20 protein-coding genes are annotated in these 15,647 nt (G+C 58.3%); all 20 read left to right on the forward strand.

Features of this window, described 5'->3' with window-relative positions; all coding sequences use genetic code 11:
* The first annotated feature begins 3 nt into the window (after window positions 1-3).
* The 20 genes from ACOMDU_RS02495 to ACOMDU_RS02590 all read left to right on the forward strand — a co-directional run bounded on the left by ACOMDU_RS02495 (window position 4) and on the right by ACOMDU_RS02590 (window position 15,300).
* Window positions 4-1,242 carry a DUF2800 domain-containing protein gene (locus ACOMDU_RS02495; RefSeq protein WP_421128865.1) on the forward strand — a complete coding sequence of 413 codons (1,239 nt, stop codon included), beginning with the start codon at window positions 4-6 and terminating at the stop codon, window positions 1,240-1,242.
* Window positions 1,235-1,798, forward strand: coding sequence for a hypothetical protein (locus ACOMDU_RS02500; protein WP_421128866.1), 564 nt, complete (start codon window positions 1,235-1,237; stop codon window positions 1,796-1,798). The genes ACOMDU_RS02495 and ACOMDU_RS02500 overlap by 8 nt, the downstream gene beginning before the upstream one ends.
* A 27-nt stretch (window positions 1,799-1,825) precedes the next feature.
* Entirely contained in the window at window positions 1,826-2,521 is a 696-nt protein-coding gene (locus tag ACOMDU_RS02505) for a DUF2815 family protein (protein ID WP_421128867.1), read from the forward strand.
* Between the two features lie 12 nt (window positions 2,522-2,533).
* Window positions 2,534-4,522, forward strand: coding sequence for a DNA polymerase (locus ACOMDU_RS02510; RefSeq protein WP_421128868.1), 1,989 nt, complete (start codon window positions 2,534-2,536; stop codon window positions 4,520-4,522).
* Window positions 4,523-4,580: 58 nt separating this feature from the next.
* A complete protein-coding gene (locus tag ACOMDU_RS02515) occupies window positions 4,581-5,252 on the forward strand; it encodes a DNA cytosine methyltransferase (RefSeq protein WP_421128870.1) in 672 nt (223 codons plus the stop codon).
* A gap of 48 nt (window positions 5,253-5,300) precedes the next feature.
* Window positions 5,301-6,014, forward strand: a complete 714-nt coding sequence (locus tag ACOMDU_RS02520) for a phosphoadenosine phosphosulfate reductase domain-containing protein (protein ID WP_421128871.1) — start codon at window positions 5,301-5,303, stop codon at window positions 6,012-6,014.
* Entirely contained in the window at window positions 6,011-6,652 is a 642-nt protein-coding gene (gene thyX / locus ACOMDU_RS02525; protein WP_421128872.1) for an FAD-dependent thymidylate synthase, read from the forward strand. The genes ACOMDU_RS02520 and thyX overlap by 4 nt, the downstream gene beginning before the upstream one ends.
* Window positions 6,639-6,878 (forward strand): hypothetical protein, encoded by a 240-nt coding sequence (locus ACOMDU_RS02530; RefSeq protein WP_421128873.1) that lies wholly within the window; start codon window positions 6,639-6,641, stop codon window positions 6,876-6,878. Before thyX ends, ACOMDU_RS02530 begins: the two co-directional genes overlap by 14 nt.
* Window positions 6,865-7,203, forward strand: a complete 339-nt coding sequence (locus ACOMDU_RS02535; RefSeq protein ID WP_227145686.1) for a DUF6378 domain-containing protein — start codon at window positions 6,865-6,867, stop codon at window positions 7,201-7,203. Before ACOMDU_RS02530 ends, ACOMDU_RS02535 begins: the two co-directional genes overlap by 14 nt.
* Before the next feature lie 10 nt (window positions 7,204-7,213).
* Entirely contained in the window at window positions 7,214-7,363 is a 150-nt protein-coding gene (locus ACOMDU_RS02540; RefSeq protein ID WP_421128875.1) for a hypothetical protein, read from the forward strand.
* Window positions 7,360-7,767 (forward strand): hypothetical protein, encoded by a 408-nt coding sequence (locus ACOMDU_RS02545; protein WP_421128877.1) that lies wholly within the window; start codon window positions 7,360-7,362, stop codon window positions 7,765-7,767. The genes ACOMDU_RS02540 and ACOMDU_RS02545 overlap by 4 nt, the downstream gene beginning before the upstream one ends.
* Window positions 7,739-7,951, forward strand: coding sequence for a hypothetical protein (locus ACOMDU_RS02550; protein ID WP_112121072.1), 213 nt, complete (start codon window positions 7,739-7,741; stop codon window positions 7,949-7,951). The genes ACOMDU_RS02545 and ACOMDU_RS02550 overlap by 29 nt, the downstream gene beginning before the upstream one ends.
* Window positions 7,948-8,241, forward strand: a complete 294-nt coding sequence (locus ACOMDU_RS02555) for a nucleoside triphosphate pyrophosphohydrolase family protein (protein ID WP_112121070.1) — start codon at window positions 7,948-7,950, stop codon at window positions 8,239-8,241. Before ACOMDU_RS02550 ends, ACOMDU_RS02555 begins: the two co-directional genes overlap by 4 nt.
* A gap of 10 nt (window positions 8,242-8,251) precedes the next feature.
* Complete coding sequence (locus ACOMDU_RS02560) at window positions 8,252-10,654, forward strand: virulence-associated E family protein (protein WP_421128880.1); 2,403 nt, start codon at window positions 8,252-8,254, stop codon at window positions 10,652-10,654.
* A gap of 271 nt (window positions 10,655-10,925) precedes the next feature.
* Entirely contained in the window at window positions 10,926-11,207 is a 282-nt protein-coding gene (locus tag ACOMDU_RS02565; protein ID WP_112121068.1) for a PDDEXK family nuclease, read from the forward strand.
* Window positions 11,204-12,592 carry a DEAD/DEAH box helicase gene (locus ACOMDU_RS02570; RefSeq protein WP_112121067.1) on the forward strand — a complete coding sequence of 463 codons (1,389 nt, stop codon included), beginning with the start codon at window positions 11,204-11,206 and terminating at the stop codon, window positions 12,590-12,592. Before ACOMDU_RS02565 ends, ACOMDU_RS02570 begins: the two co-directional genes overlap by 4 nt.
* A complete protein-coding gene (locus ACOMDU_RS02575) occupies window positions 12,589-12,942 on the forward strand; it encodes a hypothetical protein (RefSeq protein WP_421128883.1) in 354 nt (117 codons plus the stop codon). Before ACOMDU_RS02570 ends, ACOMDU_RS02575 begins: the two co-directional genes overlap by 4 nt.
* Window positions 12,939-13,370 carry a hypothetical protein gene (locus ACOMDU_RS02580; protein WP_421128885.1) on the forward strand — a complete coding sequence of 144 codons (432 nt, stop codon included), beginning with the start codon at window positions 12,939-12,941 and terminating at the stop codon, window positions 13,368-13,370. Before ACOMDU_RS02575 ends, ACOMDU_RS02580 begins: the two co-directional genes overlap by 4 nt.
* Window positions 13,371-13,565: 195 nt before the next feature.
* Window positions 13,566-14,129 (forward strand): terminase small subunit, encoded by a 564-nt coding sequence (locus ACOMDU_RS02585; protein WP_421128887.1) that lies wholly within the window; start codon window positions 13,566-13,568, stop codon window positions 14,127-14,129.
* A complete protein-coding gene (locus ACOMDU_RS02590) occupies window positions 14,074-15,300 on the forward strand; it encodes a PBSX family phage terminase large subunit (RefSeq protein ID WP_421128889.1) in 1,227 nt (408 codons plus the stop codon). The genes ACOMDU_RS02585 and ACOMDU_RS02590 overlap by 56 nt, the downstream gene beginning before the upstream one ends.
* The last annotated feature ends 347 nt before the right edge of the window (window positions 15,301-15,647 follow it).

Genomic DNA, 15,647 nt, shown 5'->3' on the forward strand with positions numbered 1-15,647 from the left:
CCTATGCCTCCCGAAAAGCACGCCCTGCTTTCTGCCTCATCGGCATCCCGCTGGCTGAAATGCACGGCGGCCCCCCGCTTTGAGGAGCACCTGCCGGAGCGCACCAGCGAATATGCGGAGGAGGGCCGCCTGGCCCATTCCATCTGTGAGCTCAAGACCCTCAAGAAATTCACTGTGATGACCTCCCGCACCTACACCACCCGCCTCAACAAGCTCAAAAAGGACCCGCTCTACTCTGAGGAAATGGACAAGACCAGTGACCTCTACATTGAGCACCTGATTGAGCAGGCCATGCTCTATGACAGCACGCCCACTGTGGTAGCGGAGGTGCAAGTGGACTTTGGGGAGTATGTCCCGGAGGGCTTTGGCACCTGTGACAATGTGATGATTGGCGGGGACACCCTCAGCATCACGGACTACAAGCACGGCAAGGGTGTCCCGGTGTCCGCCGTGGGCAACCCGCAGATGCGGCTCTACGCTCTGGGCGCTCTCAAGCGCTATGCCCCCGTGTTCGGCGATGCCATCAAGAAAGTCCGCATGTCCATTGACCAGCCCCGCCTTGACAGCTACACCACCGACACTATCACCGTGGAGGAGCTGATGACCTGGGGCGAGAGCATCAAGCCCATTGCACAAAAGGCTTTCTCCGGGCTGGGTGAGTTTGTCCCCGGTGACCACTGCCGTTTTTGCCGTGGCAAGGCTCAGTGCCGTGCCCGTGCCAACACCAATACGGCGCTGGAGGACTTCAAGGACTGCGTGCCCGCCGCCTCCGTCCCGCCTGACGCTATGGCCCCCCAGGAGTTTTCCCACATCGGCCCGCATGGGAATGAGGTGCACCCGATCCTCTCTGATGCGGAGATTGGTGACCTCCTCATCCGTGGCAAGGAGCTGGTGGCCTGGTACAAGGACCTGGAGGAATACGCCACCAAGGCCCTACTGGATGGCAAGCCCATTGAGGGCTGGAAACTGGTGGCTGGCCGGAGCATCCGCACCTTTACGAACCAGGATGCCGCCATCCAAGCTGCCATTGCCGCCGGATATGATGAGGCCCTGCTCTATGACCGCAAGCCCAAGACGCTCTCTGAGATGGAGAAACTGATGGGCAAGGCGGAGTTTGCTGAGAAAATCGGCGGCTATGTGACCAAGCCCCTGGGTAAGCCCACGCTGGCCCTCAGCACAGACAAGCGTGAGGCCTACAACCCCGCCGCTGCTGACTTTGCCGGGGTGGCTGCCAATGAGTAAGTACCAGACCTGCGCCCATTCCGCCCCATGGCAGCCACCCATCCCGCTGGATGATGAGGAAAAGGGCTACCCCGTGGGCCGTTTCTGCAAGCACGCCTGCCGCAGTATGGCGGTCATCCGTGACCCGGCAGTCTGCGAGAGCTGCACGCAGTACACAGACCCCACCAAGCTCATCACCATCAACACTGGGGACTACCATGCAGACATCTATTTTGACCGGCTGGAGGACATGCCCCTCTCCAACATCCGCAAGGTTTTCAAGCTACTCCTGGCGGACCCGTGGAGCAATGAGGGAGCCATCCGTCAGATGACCCTCTACCTGGATGCCGCCGTGATTGAAAGCAAAGAGGCCTGGAAACAGGCCAGTATTGAGTATCAGAACGGCTGGCGCAATGTGTTCAATAAGAAAAGCCGCCTAAAAGAGGACCGCCAAAAGCTCCGGGAAAACAACCGGCTGACCGCTGCCGTAAAGCGGAGCAAAGCCCGGCATGAGCGCTGGGTGAAACTTCAAACCTGCTGGGCTGAGGCCCAGCCTGATGCAAACACCAGAGTGTAATTTAACTGTAAAGGAGATCAAAAGATTATGTATCAGAATGATGCCATGAAAGTCCTGACTGGTGAGGTCCGCCTCTCCTATGCCAACCTGACCACCCCCAGAGCCGCCCAGCAGGGCGGTGAGCCCAAGTATTCCGTCACCCTGCTCATTCCCAAGAGCGATGCCGCCACCAAGGCTGACATTGACGCTGCCATCCAGGCCGCCGCCAGTGATGCCCTGGCCAAGGTGTGGAACGGTGCCCGCCCGCCCATGCTCAAGGTGCCCATCTACGATGGTGACGGCGTGCGGCCCTCTGGTGTGCCCTTTGGTGATGAGTGCAAGGGCCATTGGGTGATGACCGCCTCCACCAAGAACAAGCCCCAGGTGGTGGGCATCGACAACATCAACTGCGAACTGTCCCCGGCGGACATTTACAGCGGCATGTATGGCCGTGTCACCGTCCGTTTCTTCGGTTACTCCAACAGCGGCAACAAGGGCATTGGCTGTGGTCTGGGCAATGTTCTCAAGACCCGTGACGGGGAGCCCCTGAGCGGCCAGGCCTCCGCTGCCTCCGACTTCGCCGGGCTGGGCGGCACTCCTGCGGCCACTCCCACCTACGGTGCGGCGATGCCCGCCACCCCCGGTGCCTACGGTGTCCAGCCTGCGGCCCCCGCCGCCCCTGCTGCTCAGGTGCCCTGGGCTACCACCGGCGGCATCAACCCCATCACCGGCCAGCCCATGTAATTGGAGGACATCATGCACCATCTCAGCATTGACCTTGAAACCTATTCAAGCGTGCCGATTGCTAAGGCCGGGGCGCAAAAGTACATCTCCAGCCCGGACTTTGAAATCCTGCTCTTTGCGTACAGTGTGGATGGTGCGCCTGTTGAAATCATTGACCTGGCACGGGGGGAACGCCTCCCCCCGTGGCTGGTCCAGGTCATCACCTCCCCGGAGTACATCAAGCACGCATACAACGCCCCCTTTGAGTGGGGCTGCCTGTCCAAGTTTTTGGGCACCCTGCCGCCGGACCAATGGCGCTGCACCATGTTCCACGGCCTCTATTGTGGCTACACAGCAGGCCTGGATGCCACTGGCAAGGCCCTGGGGCTTGCTGAGGACAAGCGCAAGCTCAACACCGGCAAGGCGCTCATCCGTTATTTTTGCGTCCCTTGCGCCCCTACAAAGGCCAATGGAGGCCGCACCCGCAACCTGCCCCAGCACGACACCGACAAGTGGGAGCTGTTCAAAGAATACTGCCGCCAGGATGTTGTGACTGAGATGGAGATTGAGCGGCGGCTCTCTGCTTTCCCCGTGCCGGACTTCGTGCAAAAGCAATGGGAAACGGACCTCATCATCAATGCCCGTGGCGTGGCCGTGGACATGGACCTGGTGAGCGGTGCCCTCTATCTGGGCAATGTGACCCGCCAAAACCTCACCCAGGAGGCCATGAAAATCTCCAAGCTGGACAACCCAAACAGCGTGGCACAGCTCACGCAATGGCTCCAGGAGGCCATGGGAGAGGAGCTTGCGGACCTCCGCAAGGACACCGTGGCCCGCCTGCTGGGCAAGGAGGACAACAGCCCCCAGGTCCAGCGGATGCTTGAGATACGCCAAGAGCTGGGCAAGACCAGCACCAAAAAGTATGACGCTATTGAGGCCGCTGTGTGCCCAGATGGCCGTGTCCGTGGACTGCTCCAATTCTATGGAGCGAACAGGACGGGGCGCTGGGCAGGCCGCCTGGTGCAGGTCCAGAACTTGCCCCGCACTTATACAGAGCCGCTGCCGTTGGCCCGTGAGCTGGTGGAACACCGCAAGCTGGATGCCCTCCGGCTGATCTATGGCTCCGTGCCTGACACTCTCAGCCAGCTCATCCGCACCGCCTTTGTGGCCCCGGAGGGGCATGTCCTCATTGACGCTGACTTTTCGGCCATTGAGGCCCGTGTCATCTCCTGGCTGGCCGGTGAGCAATGGCGGCTGGAGGTGTTCCGCACCCACGGAAAAATCTATGAGGCCTCTGCCTCTCAGATGTTCGGCGTGCCCATTGAGCTCATCAAAAAGGGCAATCCAGAGTATGCACTCCGGCAAAAGGGCAAGGTGGCAGAGCTGGCCCTGGGCTACCAGGGCAGCACCGGCGCACTCATCAACATGGGAGCCTTGGACATGGGCATCCCGGAGGAGGACCTGCCGGACATCGTGAGCCGCTGGCGTGAGGCCAACAAGCGCATCCGTGACCTGTGGTATTCCATGGACAATGCCGCCGTGCAGGTCATCACCCAGGGCGGCAGTGTGGGCATCAATGGCCTGTTGCTGGCCCGTGAGTATGACTACAACCAGGGCACCGACTGTTTCACCATCCAGCTCCCCTCTGGCCGCAAGCTCTACTATGTGAGCCCCGGCATTGGTGAAAACCAATGGGGCAACCCCTCTATCTCCTACATGGGCATGGACCAGAAAACCAAACGCTGGAAACGCATCGAAACCTACGGCGGCAAGTTGGTGGAAAACTGCGTCCAGGCCATTGCCCGTGACTGTCTGGCGGACACCATTGAACGCCTGGAGGCCGCTGGCCTGCCGGTGATTTTCCACATCCATGATGAGGTGGTCATTGACATTGCCCCCTGGGCTGATGAAGACACCATGCTGGACACGGTGGTCAACATCATGCGCCAGCCCATCCCGTGGGCCACTGATCTGCCGCTCAACGCTGATGGCTGGGTGGGCACATTCTTCAAGAAAGACTAAATAACTGACGAGCCCCCCCCCCCGCTACCAATGCGGTGGTGGGCTGAGGAGGGCTTTTATGCAAATCCTTGTTGCCTGCGAGGAAAGCCAGGCGGTCACCATAGCTTTGAGAAAGCTGGGCCATGAGGCATACAGTTGTGACCTCATCCCATGCTCCGGCGGCCACCCTGAGTGGCACATCCAGCAAGATGTGCTCCCTCTGCTCAACGGCTACTGCTTTTTCAAGACCTGTGACGGCTCCGCACATTATGTGCTGGGGCGGTGGGACATGCTCATTGCTTTCCCACCCTGCACCTATCTTTCCAATGCCGGGGCCTGCCGCCTATATCCTCAAAAGGGGCAGCTTGACCTGGAGCGCTACCAAAAAGGGCTGGAGGGCAAGGCCTTTTTTATGAGGTTTCTGACCGCAGAGTGTCCCAGAATTGCCGTTGAAAATCCAGTGTCAAGCAAGGTTTTCCAAATGCCGCCCCATTCCCAAGAAATCCAGCCCTGGCAGTTTGGCCACCCCGTCACTAAAAAGACCCGCTTGTGGTTGATCGGACTGCCCCTTTTGGTGCCCACAGACATTGTGGAGCCGCAAGGCCCCTATGTTCCTGCTGGCACGGGACGGAAAGACAAGAGCAAGTATGGGGCCGCCAAGCGTGGCCAAGATGCTATCAACAGGGCCAAGACTTTCCCCGGCGTGGCCGCCGCAATGGCGGAACAATGGGCCAGGCCCGTGACCACTTAATAATCAGCCCCCCCCGCTGTTTGCGGAGGAAGGGCATGGGAGGCACACATGAAATACATTGCATCGTGCTCCTTTGGCAAGGACAGCCTGGCCATGGTGCTCATGCTCATAGAGCGTGACCTGCCGCTGGATGAGGTGGTCTTTTATGACACCGGGATGGAGTTTCAAGCCATCTATGACCTGCGGGATGCTATGCTCCCGATATTCCAGCGGCACGGCATCAAATACACAACGCTATACCCAGACAACCCTTTTCTCTATGACATGCTGGAGCGCCCCGTCAAGGGCCGTGAGCGGCGTGGATATGGCTGGTGCGGCGGTCTATGTCGCTGGGGCACCACCTGCAAGCTGCGGACCATTGACCAGTATGCGGAGCACCAGGGCGCAAAGGTCTATGTGGGCATCGCCGCAGATGAAACGCCAAGGCTCCAGAAAGAACGCAAGCCCTATAAGCTCTTTCCGCTTGCGGAGTTTGGCATGACTGAGGCGGACTGCCTGCAATATTGCTACTCTGCCGGATATTTCTGGCTGGAGGGCTCCATCCGGCTCTATGACATCTTGGACCGTGTTTCCTGCTGGTGTTGCTGCAACAAAAACCTCAAGGAGCTCAGAAACATCCGCCGGTATCTCCCGGAGTATTGGGAAAAGCTGAAACACCTACAAGCCCAGTTGGAGCGCCCCATGAAAGGCTTTTACAAAGGCCAGCCCCGTGGCGTATTTGAACTGGATGAACGCTTTGCAAGAGAGGACCGTGACACATGAAAATCATTAACCCCTATACCGAAATCCTCACCCCGCTGGATGGCCAGGCCATCCTCCAGCACATTGAGCTGTGCGGGCGGGTCTGCTACAAGTCTGAGGACAAAATCACCGACACCAGCGCCGCCAAGTTTGTGGCGGGCATCATCAAGCGTGGCCATGAGGCCGTCCTGGAACACTTTGACATCACCGTCAAGTTTGTGTGTGACCGGGGCGTGTCCCATGAAATTGTCCGGCATCGCATGGCCTCCTACTGCCAGGAGAGCACCCGCTACTGCAACTATTCCAAGGAGGGCTTTGGCGGTGAAATCACCGTCATCCGCCCCTTTTACCTGGTGGAGGGCACTGAGGGCTGGCAGTATTGGAAAGAGGCTTGCTGGACCGCAGAGCGCCGCTACTTCGAGCTGCTTAATTGGGGCTGCACCCCGCAAGAGGCCCGTGCTGTCCTGCCCACCAGCCTCAAGACTGAGGTGGTGATGACGGCCAATCTGCGGGAATGGCGGCATTTCTTCAAGCTGCGGACCGCCCCGGCGGCGCACCCGCAGATGCGTGAGGTGGCCATCCCGCTGCTCCACCAGATGCGCTCCCAGGTGCCGGTCATCTTCGATGATATTGAGGAGGCCGCCCATGAAACTGTGTGACCGCTGCCCCCAGGCTGGCTCTTGCCTGTTGAACTATCTGGGCAAGGCTTGCCACAAGCTCCGTATGCAGGAGTGCCCAGAGGTGGTCCCCACCACGCTGGAGCTCATGCACAACATGGACGCTGAGGAACTGGCCGCTTTCCTCTCCAAGACCTTTTGCCAGTCCCTTGGAAAAACGCAACTTTTGGAATGGCTCAATAAGGAGGTGCCCAATGAAACGCTCTGAGATTTTGGAGGCCGCCCGCCGCTGTGTCTGCGGTGAGCGTGAGCAGGACTATGGCACGCCGGAGAATAACTTTGAAACCATCGGCCTGCTCTGGGGTGTCTACCTCAGAGCGGCGCACCCGGAGTATGCCAAGGTCATGCCCATCAACGGCATCACGGCCAAGGATGCCGGCACTATGCTGGCCCTGCTCAAGGTGGCCCGCATCGCCACCGGCTCCAGCCCTGACAGCTTTATTGATCTGGCGGGCTATGCGGCCTGCGCCGGTGAAATCGTGACAGAAAGGAGCTGCCCCTATGAAAAAGCGGAAACCCAGACCCAGGAGTGAAAAGCCCCGAATGTGTGACCCTGGCATGTGTGACTGCTGCCAGTACATTGGTGAGGGTGACTTCATCTGTGACAAAGGCCCCGGCCAGCCGGTCCTTGTGGTTGAGGACTGGCAGCCCAATGAGAACGCCGGGCGCTGCCGGAGGGACACAAAGCGATGAACAGAAAAGAGCGGCGAAACCTGCAACGCCAAGGTGTGCAGGTGCCCAAAGACCCCACACTCAACATCAAGCTCTCCGCTCTGGGCAAGTCCATAATGACCCCGGAGATGCAGATGGCCATGATGCACGAAATCAACCAGCAGTGCCTTGAGAAAGATGACTTGCTGGCTCTGGATGTGGACTGCATGGTGCTCTGGACACTGCACCGGCACCTGGGCTTTGGGGTCAAGCGGCTCCATGACTTCTATCTGGCGATGGCCGCAGAACACCGCCGGATGCGTGACTTTTATGAAATGGATGACCTGTACCCGGAACGGCTCAAGCTCAAGGAGCTGGGTGCAGATGTCGAACAATGGCAAAAGGAGGTGCTGGCCAATGAGCCCAAAACCCTGGGAAAACGCTGAGGGCTACGCAGACCCAACGGCATACAACGCCATCAAGAAAGTGTCCGCAGAGGGGCATGAGGCGCTGGATGCCAAGGTCAACACTCTCATCAAGGTCCTCAAGTTTATCATTGCGGAAAGCGGCTTTGAGCTGGCGGCCCGCATTGAGCTCCGGGACCGCAAGACAGGGAGGTTTTTTAGATGACCAAATGCGAAACGGCAATCTGCCAGCTTGCGGTGAATGTCTATGGCAAGACCAGCCAGTGCACGGTCTGCATGGAGGAGATGGCAGAGCTCACCAAGGAGCTCTCCAAAAACCTCCGTGGCCAGGACAACGCCGCCCACATCGCTGAGGAGATCGCTGATGTTGAAATCATGCTGGAACAGCTCAAGCTCATGTTTAGCATCCGTGATGAGGTGACCCAGCAGCGCACCGTCAAGCTCCAGCGGCTTGACAACCGCATTTCTCAATCCCTGATACATCCGAAACCGTGAGGTGTGACCCATGCAATTTGACCGCAAAATAACCATCTCCGCCGGTAGCAGCCGAAGGGCCATGGTCTGGCAGGCGCAAACCCTGCTCATTTCTGAGCTGTGGGCAAAGCTCCAGACCCCCGCCAGAGGCACTGAGCCCCTGGCAGAATATCTGAATATGAAAAAGGCCCAGCAGGATGACCTCAAGGATGTGGGCGGCTTTATGGCAGGCACACTGTCAGGCCCCCGCCGAAAGGCCAACAATGTGACCGGGCGTGATGTCATCACGCTGGACCTGGACAACATCCCACCGGGCGGCACGGAGGATGTCCTGCGCCGTGTTGAGGGGCTGAGCTGCGGCTATTGCATCTATTCCACCCGTAAGCACAGCCCGGCAGCGCCCCGCCTGCGTGTTCTGCTGCCGCTGGACCGCACGGCCTCAGCGGATGAATATGAGCCCATCGCCCGCAAGATGGCGGAGTATATAGGCCTGGAGCTCTGTGACCCCACCACTTTTGAGGTGTCCCGTTTGATGTACTGGCCAAGCTGCTGCTCAGACAGCCAATACATCTATGTGTGGAAAGACAAGCCCCTGCTGTCCGTCAAGGGCCTGCTGGGCCAGTATGAGGACTGGCGTGACTGCACCCTCTGGCCCCAGGTGCCCGGCTCCCAAAACCTGCCCACTAAGCTGGCAGTCAAGCAGGGTGACCCGGAGGCCAAAAACGGTGTTGTGGGCGCTTTCTGCCGCACCTATGACATCTACCGTGCCATGGATGAGCTCATCCCCGGCATGTATGAGCCGGTGGAGAGTATGCCGGGCCGCTACACCTACCTGGGCGGCTCCACAACCGGCGGCGCTGTCATCTATGACAGCGGCAAGTTTCTCTACTCCCACCACGCCACTGACCCGTGCAGCGGCAAGCTGGTGAACGCCTTTGACCTGGTGCGCCTGCATCGCTTTGGTGACAAGGACGATGAGGCCCAGCCGGGCACTCCCACCAACCGCCTGCCCTCCTACCGTGCCATGTGCGAATTGGCCACGCAAGACCCCGATGTGTCCGCCCTGATGAGCCAGGAGCGCTACCAGGAGGCCGTCAAGGACTTTGAGGGCGTGGAGGCCACCAACGATGCAGAGCCCGCCAACTGGATGGACCGGCTGGAGATCAACAGCCAGACCGGCCTCCCCAAGGCTACCATTGATAATGTCTGGATTATTCTTGAGAATGACCCGCTGCTCAAGGGCAAGTTTGCCCTCAACCAGTTTGCGGGCCGTGGTGAGGTGCTGGATGCGCTCCCCTGGAACGCCTCCACCAAGCGCCGCCTCTGGGATGACAATGACAACAATGGCCTCTACTGGTACATGGAAAAGGTCCACCACATCACCGGCAACGGAAAGATTGACGGGGCCCTCTCCCTCCACACCACACAGCACGCTTTCAACGAGGTCCAGGACTACCTCCAGAGCCTCAAGTGGGACGGCGTGCCCCGCCTGGACACCCTTTTCATTGACTACCTGGGGGCGGAGGACAGCCCCTATACCAGAGCGGTGACCCGCAAGGCTTTCACCGCCGCCGTCACCCGTGCCATGATGCCCGGCAGCAAGTATGACAACATGCTCATCCTGGCTGGGCCCCAGGGCATTGGCAAGAGCACCCTGCTGGATAAGATGAGCCGGGGCTGGTTTAATGACAGCATCCGCACCTTTGAGGGCAAGGAGGCCTCTGAACTTTTGCAGGGGGTCTGGCTGGTGGAGGTCGGTGAGCTGGACGCTTTCCGCAAGACGGATGTGGCGTGCATCAAGCAGTTTCTCTCCCTGCGCTCTGACCGTTTCCGTGCGGCCTATGGCCGCCATGTCAAGGAGCTGCCCCGGTGCTGTGTGTTCTTCGGCACCACCAACACCTCTGACTACCTGCGGGACCGCACCGGCAACCGGCGTTTCTGGCCGGTGGATGTGGGCCTGGCCCCGGCGGCCAAAAGCGTCTGGACTGATCTGCCCGGAGAAATTGACCAGCTCTGGGCTGAGGCCATGGTCCGCTGGCAGACGGGAGAGCCGCTTTTCCTCAAAGGGGAAATTGAGGCCGCCGCTAAGGAGGCCCAGGAGGCCCACCGTGAGGTCAACACCCGTGAGGGCATCATACTGGACTTTCTGGAGCGCCCGGTGCCGGAGGACTGGCAGAACTGGCCGCTTGACCGCCGCCGGATGTTCTGGGGCGGCGCTGTGCAGGGAGATGTCAAGCTGGTGCCCCGTGACCGTGTGTGTGCTCTGGAGGTCTGGTGTGAGGCTTTGGACGGCAAGCAGCGGGATATGAGGTACAGTGACACGGCAGAAATCAACAGCATCATTGAGGCCAGCGCCTTGTGGGAAAGGGCCAGAGGCTCCCTGCGCTTTGGCTACTGCGGCAAGCAACGGGGCTTTCAAAAGGTGCGGCTTTGACCCGGAACATTGCCCGGAACATTTGAGATTTTCAGATGTTCCAATGTTCCGGGCAGGTGGAACATGTTCCGGGCAATGTTCCGGCAAATGTTCCGGGCAAAACCCTTGCGCCGCAAGGCTTTTGAGCTAAGTGGAACATTGGAACATTCATTTTCTATATTAGGGTAAAAGAGAGGATTTAGAGAGAATAGAGAAAAATAAAACTCTCTAAACCGCCTGTTTGCGCTACATACACGCGCGAATGTTCCACTGTTCCGAAAGGAGGAAATCCATGAAAGAAAGCTATATTGAGAGCTACCTTGTTCGCAAGGTGAAAGAGCACGGTGGCCTCTGCTATAAGTTTGTGTCACCCGGAAATCCCGGCGTGCCTGATCGACTGATAATCACCCCCACCGGCAAGACCATCTTTGTTGAACTGAAAACGGAGGTGGGCAGGCTGGCCAAAGTCCAGAAATGGCAGCGGAGCGAGATGGAGAAACGGGGGGCGGACTGCCGGGTGCTGTTTGGGATGGACGCAGTAAAGGACTTTTTGAGGGAGGTTTTCCCCGCATGAAATATGTGCCGCATGACTACCAGGCCTATTGCATCCAGCGTGTAGTTGAGGACCCTGCCGTTGGGCTGTTTCTCCGTCCCGGCCTTGGCAAAACAGTCATCACTCTGTCAGCGGTCAATATTCTCAAGTATTTCCGCTGGCAGGTGCAAAAGGTCCTGGTAGTGGCTCCCAAAAAGGTGGCAGAGGCCACCTGGAGCAAGGAGGCCGCCAAGTGGGACCACCTCCAGCACCTCCGCACCTCTGTGGTGCTGGGCAGCGCCACCAAGCGCATCAAGGCCCTCAACACTCCGGCGGACATCTATGTCATCAACCGAGAAAATGTGGAGTGGCTGGTGGACTACTACAAACAGGCCTGGCCCTTTGACATGGTGGTGCTTGATGAGAGCACCAGCTTTAAGAACAGCCAGAGCAAGCGCTGGAAAGCCATGAGGCGGGTGCGGCGTTTCATCAAGCGGATGGTCCTACTGACCGGCACACCGTCCTCTAAGGGCCTCATTGACCTGTGGGCACAAGTTTACCTGCTGGACTGCGGAGAGCGCCTGGGGCAATCCCTGAGCGCCTACCGTGAGCGTTATTTTGACCCTGACCAGCGGAGCCGCACACAGATTTTTTCCTACAAGGCCAAAGACGGTGCGGAGAGCGCTGTGTTGGATGCCATTTCTGACATCTGCATCTCCATGAAAGCGGAGGACTACCTGGAGCTGCCGGACTTCATCCAGCATGAGGTGCCGGTGCTGCTGGATGCCAAAGCCCGCCGGGCCTATGACCAGTTTGAGCGTGACCTGCTGCTGGAGGTGGATGAGGATGTCATCACCGCCGCCTCCGCCGCTGTCCTTGTTGGAAAGCTCCTGCAAATGTGCAACGGCGCTGTGTATAGCAATGATGGCCACATTGTGCCGGTCCATGACTGCAAGCTGGAGGCCTATCTGGAGCTGCTGGAGCAGTTGAACGGAGAGCACTGCCTGACTTTCTACGGCTATCAGCATGACCGGGACCGCATCCTGGAGGCGCTGAAAAAGCACCGCAAGGACCTCCGGGTGCGGGTCTACAAAACCGTGGAGGATGAGGAGGCCTGGAATAACGGAGAGGTTGATGTGCTGCTGGTGCATCCGGCCTCCTGTGCCTACGGCCTCAACCTCCAGGCAGGCGGCCAGCATGTGGTGTGGTACGGCCTCAACTGGTCCTTTGAGCTGAATGACCAGGGCAACTGCCGCCTATACCGGCAGGGCTCCCCCTATGACAAGGTTTTCGTCCACTATCTTGTGGTGCAGGGCTGCCAGGATGAGGATGTCATGGCTACGGTGCGAGATCGCCAGGACACCCATGAGGCCGTCATGTCCGCACTCAAGGCCAGAATTAAGCGAGTAAAGGAGAGCGCAAAATGAGCAACCCTACTGTGATTTTGAATGGTGACCAGGTTTATTGTGATGAGCTCATCCGGGAAAATGCCCGGTTGACCATCCAGCATGAGGCTGACCGGCTGACGCTGGAGCAGATGAGGAAACAGTGCGTTTCCTCTGAGGAGTGCACCGCCAAGGTGGCGGAGGCCTATGCCCGTGCCGATAAGGCCAAGCGGGACGCTGAGGCGCTTAATTCCAAGCTGCGCCAAGCCGTTGCGGACCTGCATTTTGTCATGGCTGGCGGCGATGCCTGCAAGGTGTGCGCCGTCAAGTGTGCTTTTGGTGAGGGCAACTGCAAACCCGTGTGGCGTGGAGAGGATGGTGCTGATTTGTGACTTTGAAAGAACTGTCCCAGCTTTACTACCTCAACCGGGAGATCGAGATGGACAAAAAGCGCCTCCTTGAGCTGGAGGCCAGGGCGGTGTCCTGTTCGTCAGATCTGTCCGGGATGCCCAGGAGCTCTGGCGTGGGGGACCGTGTTGGCCGCTATGCGGCGGAGATCGTGGACCTCAAGGGCATCATTGAGGCCAAACTCCAGCAGTGCATCTATGAGCGCAACCGTTTGGAGAGGTACATCACCACCATTGAGGACAGCCTCCTCCGGCAGGTTTTCACATATCGCTTTGTGAATGGACTGCCGTGGCAGCAGGTGGCCGCATGTATCGGCGGGAGTAACACTGCTGACGGCGTGCGGATGATGTGCAACAGGTACATCAAGGCCACGGAGCCGGAAACAGATGACGGCACAGAGGTCCAACTGTAACTTGTTCGTTCTGTTCGGTGTTTCTGTGGTACACTATATCCTGCGGGTAGTGCCTCAAGATGATGCAATACCTCCTTGGTTGAGCAGCGGCAAGGTGACGGATGATGAAACCCAGACCCTTGCCGCTGTTTCATTCTAACGATTTTTTAGAGCCGTCCGATGAGGGCGGCTTTTACTATGTGATGGGGTGGTGAGATGGCAAAGCTGACTGAAAAGCAAAAGCGATTTGTGCAGGAATACCTTGTGGACCTCAATGCCACGGCGGCTGCCAAGCGTGCCGGATATAGCGAAAAAAGCGCCTCCCGGATAGCCGTGGAACTACTCAATAAAACTCAAGTTTCTGCCGAAATCCAAAAGCAGCAGGCCAAGCGTCAAAAGCGGGTGGAAATCACCCAGGAAAAAGTGCTTGAGGAGCTGGCTGCAATCGCCTTTGCCAACGGTGCTGACTTCGCCACCGTCAACCAAAATGGCATTGTCCGCATCACCCCCACCTCTGAGTTGCCGGAGGAAAAGCGCAAGGCCATTGCCTCCATCAAGGAGGGGCAATATGGCACGGAGGTCAAGGTGCACGATAAGGTCAAGGCCCTGGAGCTGCTGGCCAAGCACCTGGGCATGTTCGACAGCAAGAAAGGTGGCAGCGAGGCCCCAGAGAATAACATCTTTGAGGTCATTGACCAAAGCACCAGAGAGGAGATAGGCACGGATGAAATACCAGAGATTGAGCACCCGGCAAAACCTGGCCATGACCTGGTGGAATAGGCCCGGCTTTGAGGTCTATGACGGCATCATCTGTGACGGCTCCATCCGCTCCGGCAAGACAGTGGCCATGACGGTGGGCTTTATCATGTGGGCCATGACCCGCTTTGACGGCTGCAATTTTGCCATCTGCGGCAAGACCATTGAGAGCCTGCGCCGCAATGTGACAAGCAATCTGCCCGTCTGGCTGGCGGGCGTTTTCTCTTTCAAGGAGCACCGCACTGAAAACAAGATCGTGGTGAGCGCCAACGGCAAGAGTAACAGCTTTTACCTGTTCGGCGGCAAGGACGAAAGCAGCGCCGCACTCATCCAGGGCATCACACTGGCAGGCATCCTGCTGGATGAGGTGGCCCTGATGCCGGAGAGCTTTGTCAACCAGGCCACGGCCCGCTGCTCTGTTGAGGGGGCCAAGCTGTGGTTTAACTGCAACCCGGAGGGCCCCAGCCATTGGTTTTATACCAAGTGGGTGCTGGAGGCCAGCAGGCGGAAAATGCTGCACCTCCATTTCACCATGGATGACAACCTCAGCCTCTCCGCCTCAGTCAAGGCAAGGTATGAGAGCCTTTACTCTGGCGTTTTCTATGATCGCTTTATCCGGGGCCTGTGGGTGGTGGCGGAGGGGCTTATTTACACGATGTTCAACAAGGACTTTCATGTTGTGCCCAGTGTCCCCAGGCCCTATGAAAAGTATGTGATGTCCTGCGACTACGGCACCATCAACCCCACCAGCATTGGCCTCTGGGGCAAGGCTGGTGGCAAGTGGTACAGGATGAGGGAGTATTACTATGACAGCCGCAAGGAGGGCCGCCAGCGCACCGATGAGGAGCACTACACGGAGCTGGAGCGCCTGGCTGATGGCCTGCATGTGTCCGCCATCATTGTGGACCCATCGGCGGCCTCTTTCATTGAGGTCATCCGCCGCCATGACCGCTACCGTGTAGAAAAGGCCTCCAACTCCGTGCTGGACGGCATCCGCAATGTGGCCACCCGGCTCCAGAGCGGTGACATCTTTTTCTGTGACTGCTGCACGGACTGCATCCGTGAGTTTGGGATGTATCGCTGGGATGAAAAAGCCCAGATGGACCGTCCCATCAAAGAAAATGACCATAGCATGGACGATGTGCGCTACTTCGTGCACCGTGTCTATGCGCCTGATCTGATTAGCTTTAAGTGAGGTTTTACTGTGCGAGTTTCTGTGTTGGGTGTGCAATATGCTGTGGAATATCGGACAAGGGCCCAAGACCCTGAGCTTGAGGCAGCAGATTGTGATGGCTACTGTGACACCAGCATCAAGTTATGCGTGGCCCGTAAATATACGGCGGCAGAGCGAAAAGAGCCCGGCAGCAAGAAATGCCTGGATGACTACATGCGTAAGTGCATGAGGCATGAACTGGTCCACGCTTTTCTTTATGAGAGCGGCCTGAGCATCAATAGCCTCTCACCGTCGGGCTGGGCCTCTAATGAGGAAATGACGGACTGGATGGCTATACAAGGGCCGAAACTTTATGATGCTTGGAAACA

Origin of the sequence: Vescimonas sanitatis (assembly GCF_049060325.1) — a bacterium.
Taxonomy (GTDB): Bacteria; Bacillota; Clostridia; order Oscillospirales; family Oscillospiraceae; genus Vescimonas; species Vescimonas sanitatis.

What these genes read in the sequence shown, in the direction of transcription:
- ACOMDU_RS02495 (WP_421128865.1), top strand. Translation starts at nt 4, where the DNA reads ATGCCTCCCGAAAAGCACGCCCTGCTTTCTGCCTCATCGGCATCCCGC.
- ACOMDU_RS02545 (WP_421128877.1), top strand. Translation starts at nt 7,360, where the DNA reads ATGAACAGAAAAGAGCGGCGAAACCTGCAACGCCAAGGTGTGCAGGTG.
- ACOMDU_RS02570 (WP_112121067.1), top strand. Translation starts at nt 11,204, where the DNA reads ATGAAATATGTGCCGCATGACTACCAGGCCTATTGCATCCAGCGTGTA.
- ACOMDU_RS02520 (WP_421128871.1), top strand. Translation starts at nt 5,301, where the DNA reads ATGAAATACATTGCATCGTGCTCCTTTGGCAAGGACAGCCTGGCCATG.
- ACOMDU_RS02560 (WP_421128880.1), top strand. Translation starts at nt 8,252, where the DNA reads ATGCAATTTGACCGCAAAATAACCATCTCCGCCGGTAGCAGCCGAAGG.
- ACOMDU_RS02500 (WP_421128866.1), top strand. Translation starts at nt 1,235, where the DNA reads ATGAGTAAGTACCAGACCTGCGCCCATTCCGCCCCATGGCAGCCACCC.
- ACOMDU_RS02515 (WP_421128870.1), top strand. Translation starts at nt 4,581, where the DNA reads ATGCAAATCCTTGTTGCCTGCGAGGAAAGCCAGGCGGTCACCATAGCT.
- ACOMDU_RS02530 (WP_421128873.1), top strand. Translation starts at nt 6,639, where the DNA reads ATGAAACTGTGTGACCGCTGCCCCCAGGCTGGCTCTTGCCTGTTGAAC.
- ACOMDU_RS02550 (WP_112121072.1), top strand. Translation starts at nt 7,739, where the DNA reads ATGAGCCCAAAACCCTGGGAAAACGCTGAGGGCTACGCAGACCCAACG.
- ACOMDU_RS02555 (WP_112121070.1), top strand. Translation starts at nt 7,948, where the DNA reads ATGACCAAATGCGAAACGGCAATCTGCCAGCTTGCGGTGAATGTCTAT.
- ACOMDU_RS02585 (WP_421128887.1), top strand. Translation starts at nt 13,566, where the DNA reads ATGGCAAAGCTGACTGAAAAGCAAAAGCGATTTGTGCAGGAATACCTT.
- ACOMDU_RS02590 (WP_421128889.1), top strand. Translation starts at nt 14,074, where the DNA reads ATGAAATACCAGAGATTGAGCACCCGGCAAAACCTGGCCATGACCTGG.
- ACOMDU_RS02565 (WP_112121068.1), top strand. Translation starts at nt 10,926, where the DNA reads ATGAAAGAAAGCTATATTGAGAGCTACCTTGTTCGCAAGGTGAAAGAG.
- ACOMDU_RS02505 (WP_421128867.1), top strand. Translation starts at nt 1,826, where the DNA reads ATGTATCAGAATGATGCCATGAAAGTCCTGACTGGTGAGGTCCGCCTC.
- ACOMDU_RS02535 (WP_227145686.1), top strand. Translation starts at nt 6,865, where the DNA reads ATGAAACGCTCTGAGATTTTGGAGGCCGCCCGCCGCTGTGTCTGCGGT.
- ACOMDU_RS02510 (WP_421128868.1), top strand. Translation starts at nt 2,534, where the DNA reads ATGCACCATCTCAGCATTGACCTTGAAACCTATTCAAGCGTGCCGATT.
- thyX (WP_421128872.1), top strand. Translation starts at nt 6,011, where the DNA reads ATGAAAATCATTAACCCCTATACCGAAATCCTCACCCCGCTGGATGGC.
- ACOMDU_RS02540 (WP_421128875.1), top strand. Translation starts at nt 7,214, where the DNA reads ATGTGTGACCCTGGCATGTGTGACTGCTGCCAGTACATTGGTGAGGGT.
- ACOMDU_RS02575 (WP_421128883.1), top strand. Translation starts at nt 12,589, where the DNA reads ATGAGCAACCCTACTGTGATTTTGAATGGTGACCAGGTTTATTGTGAT.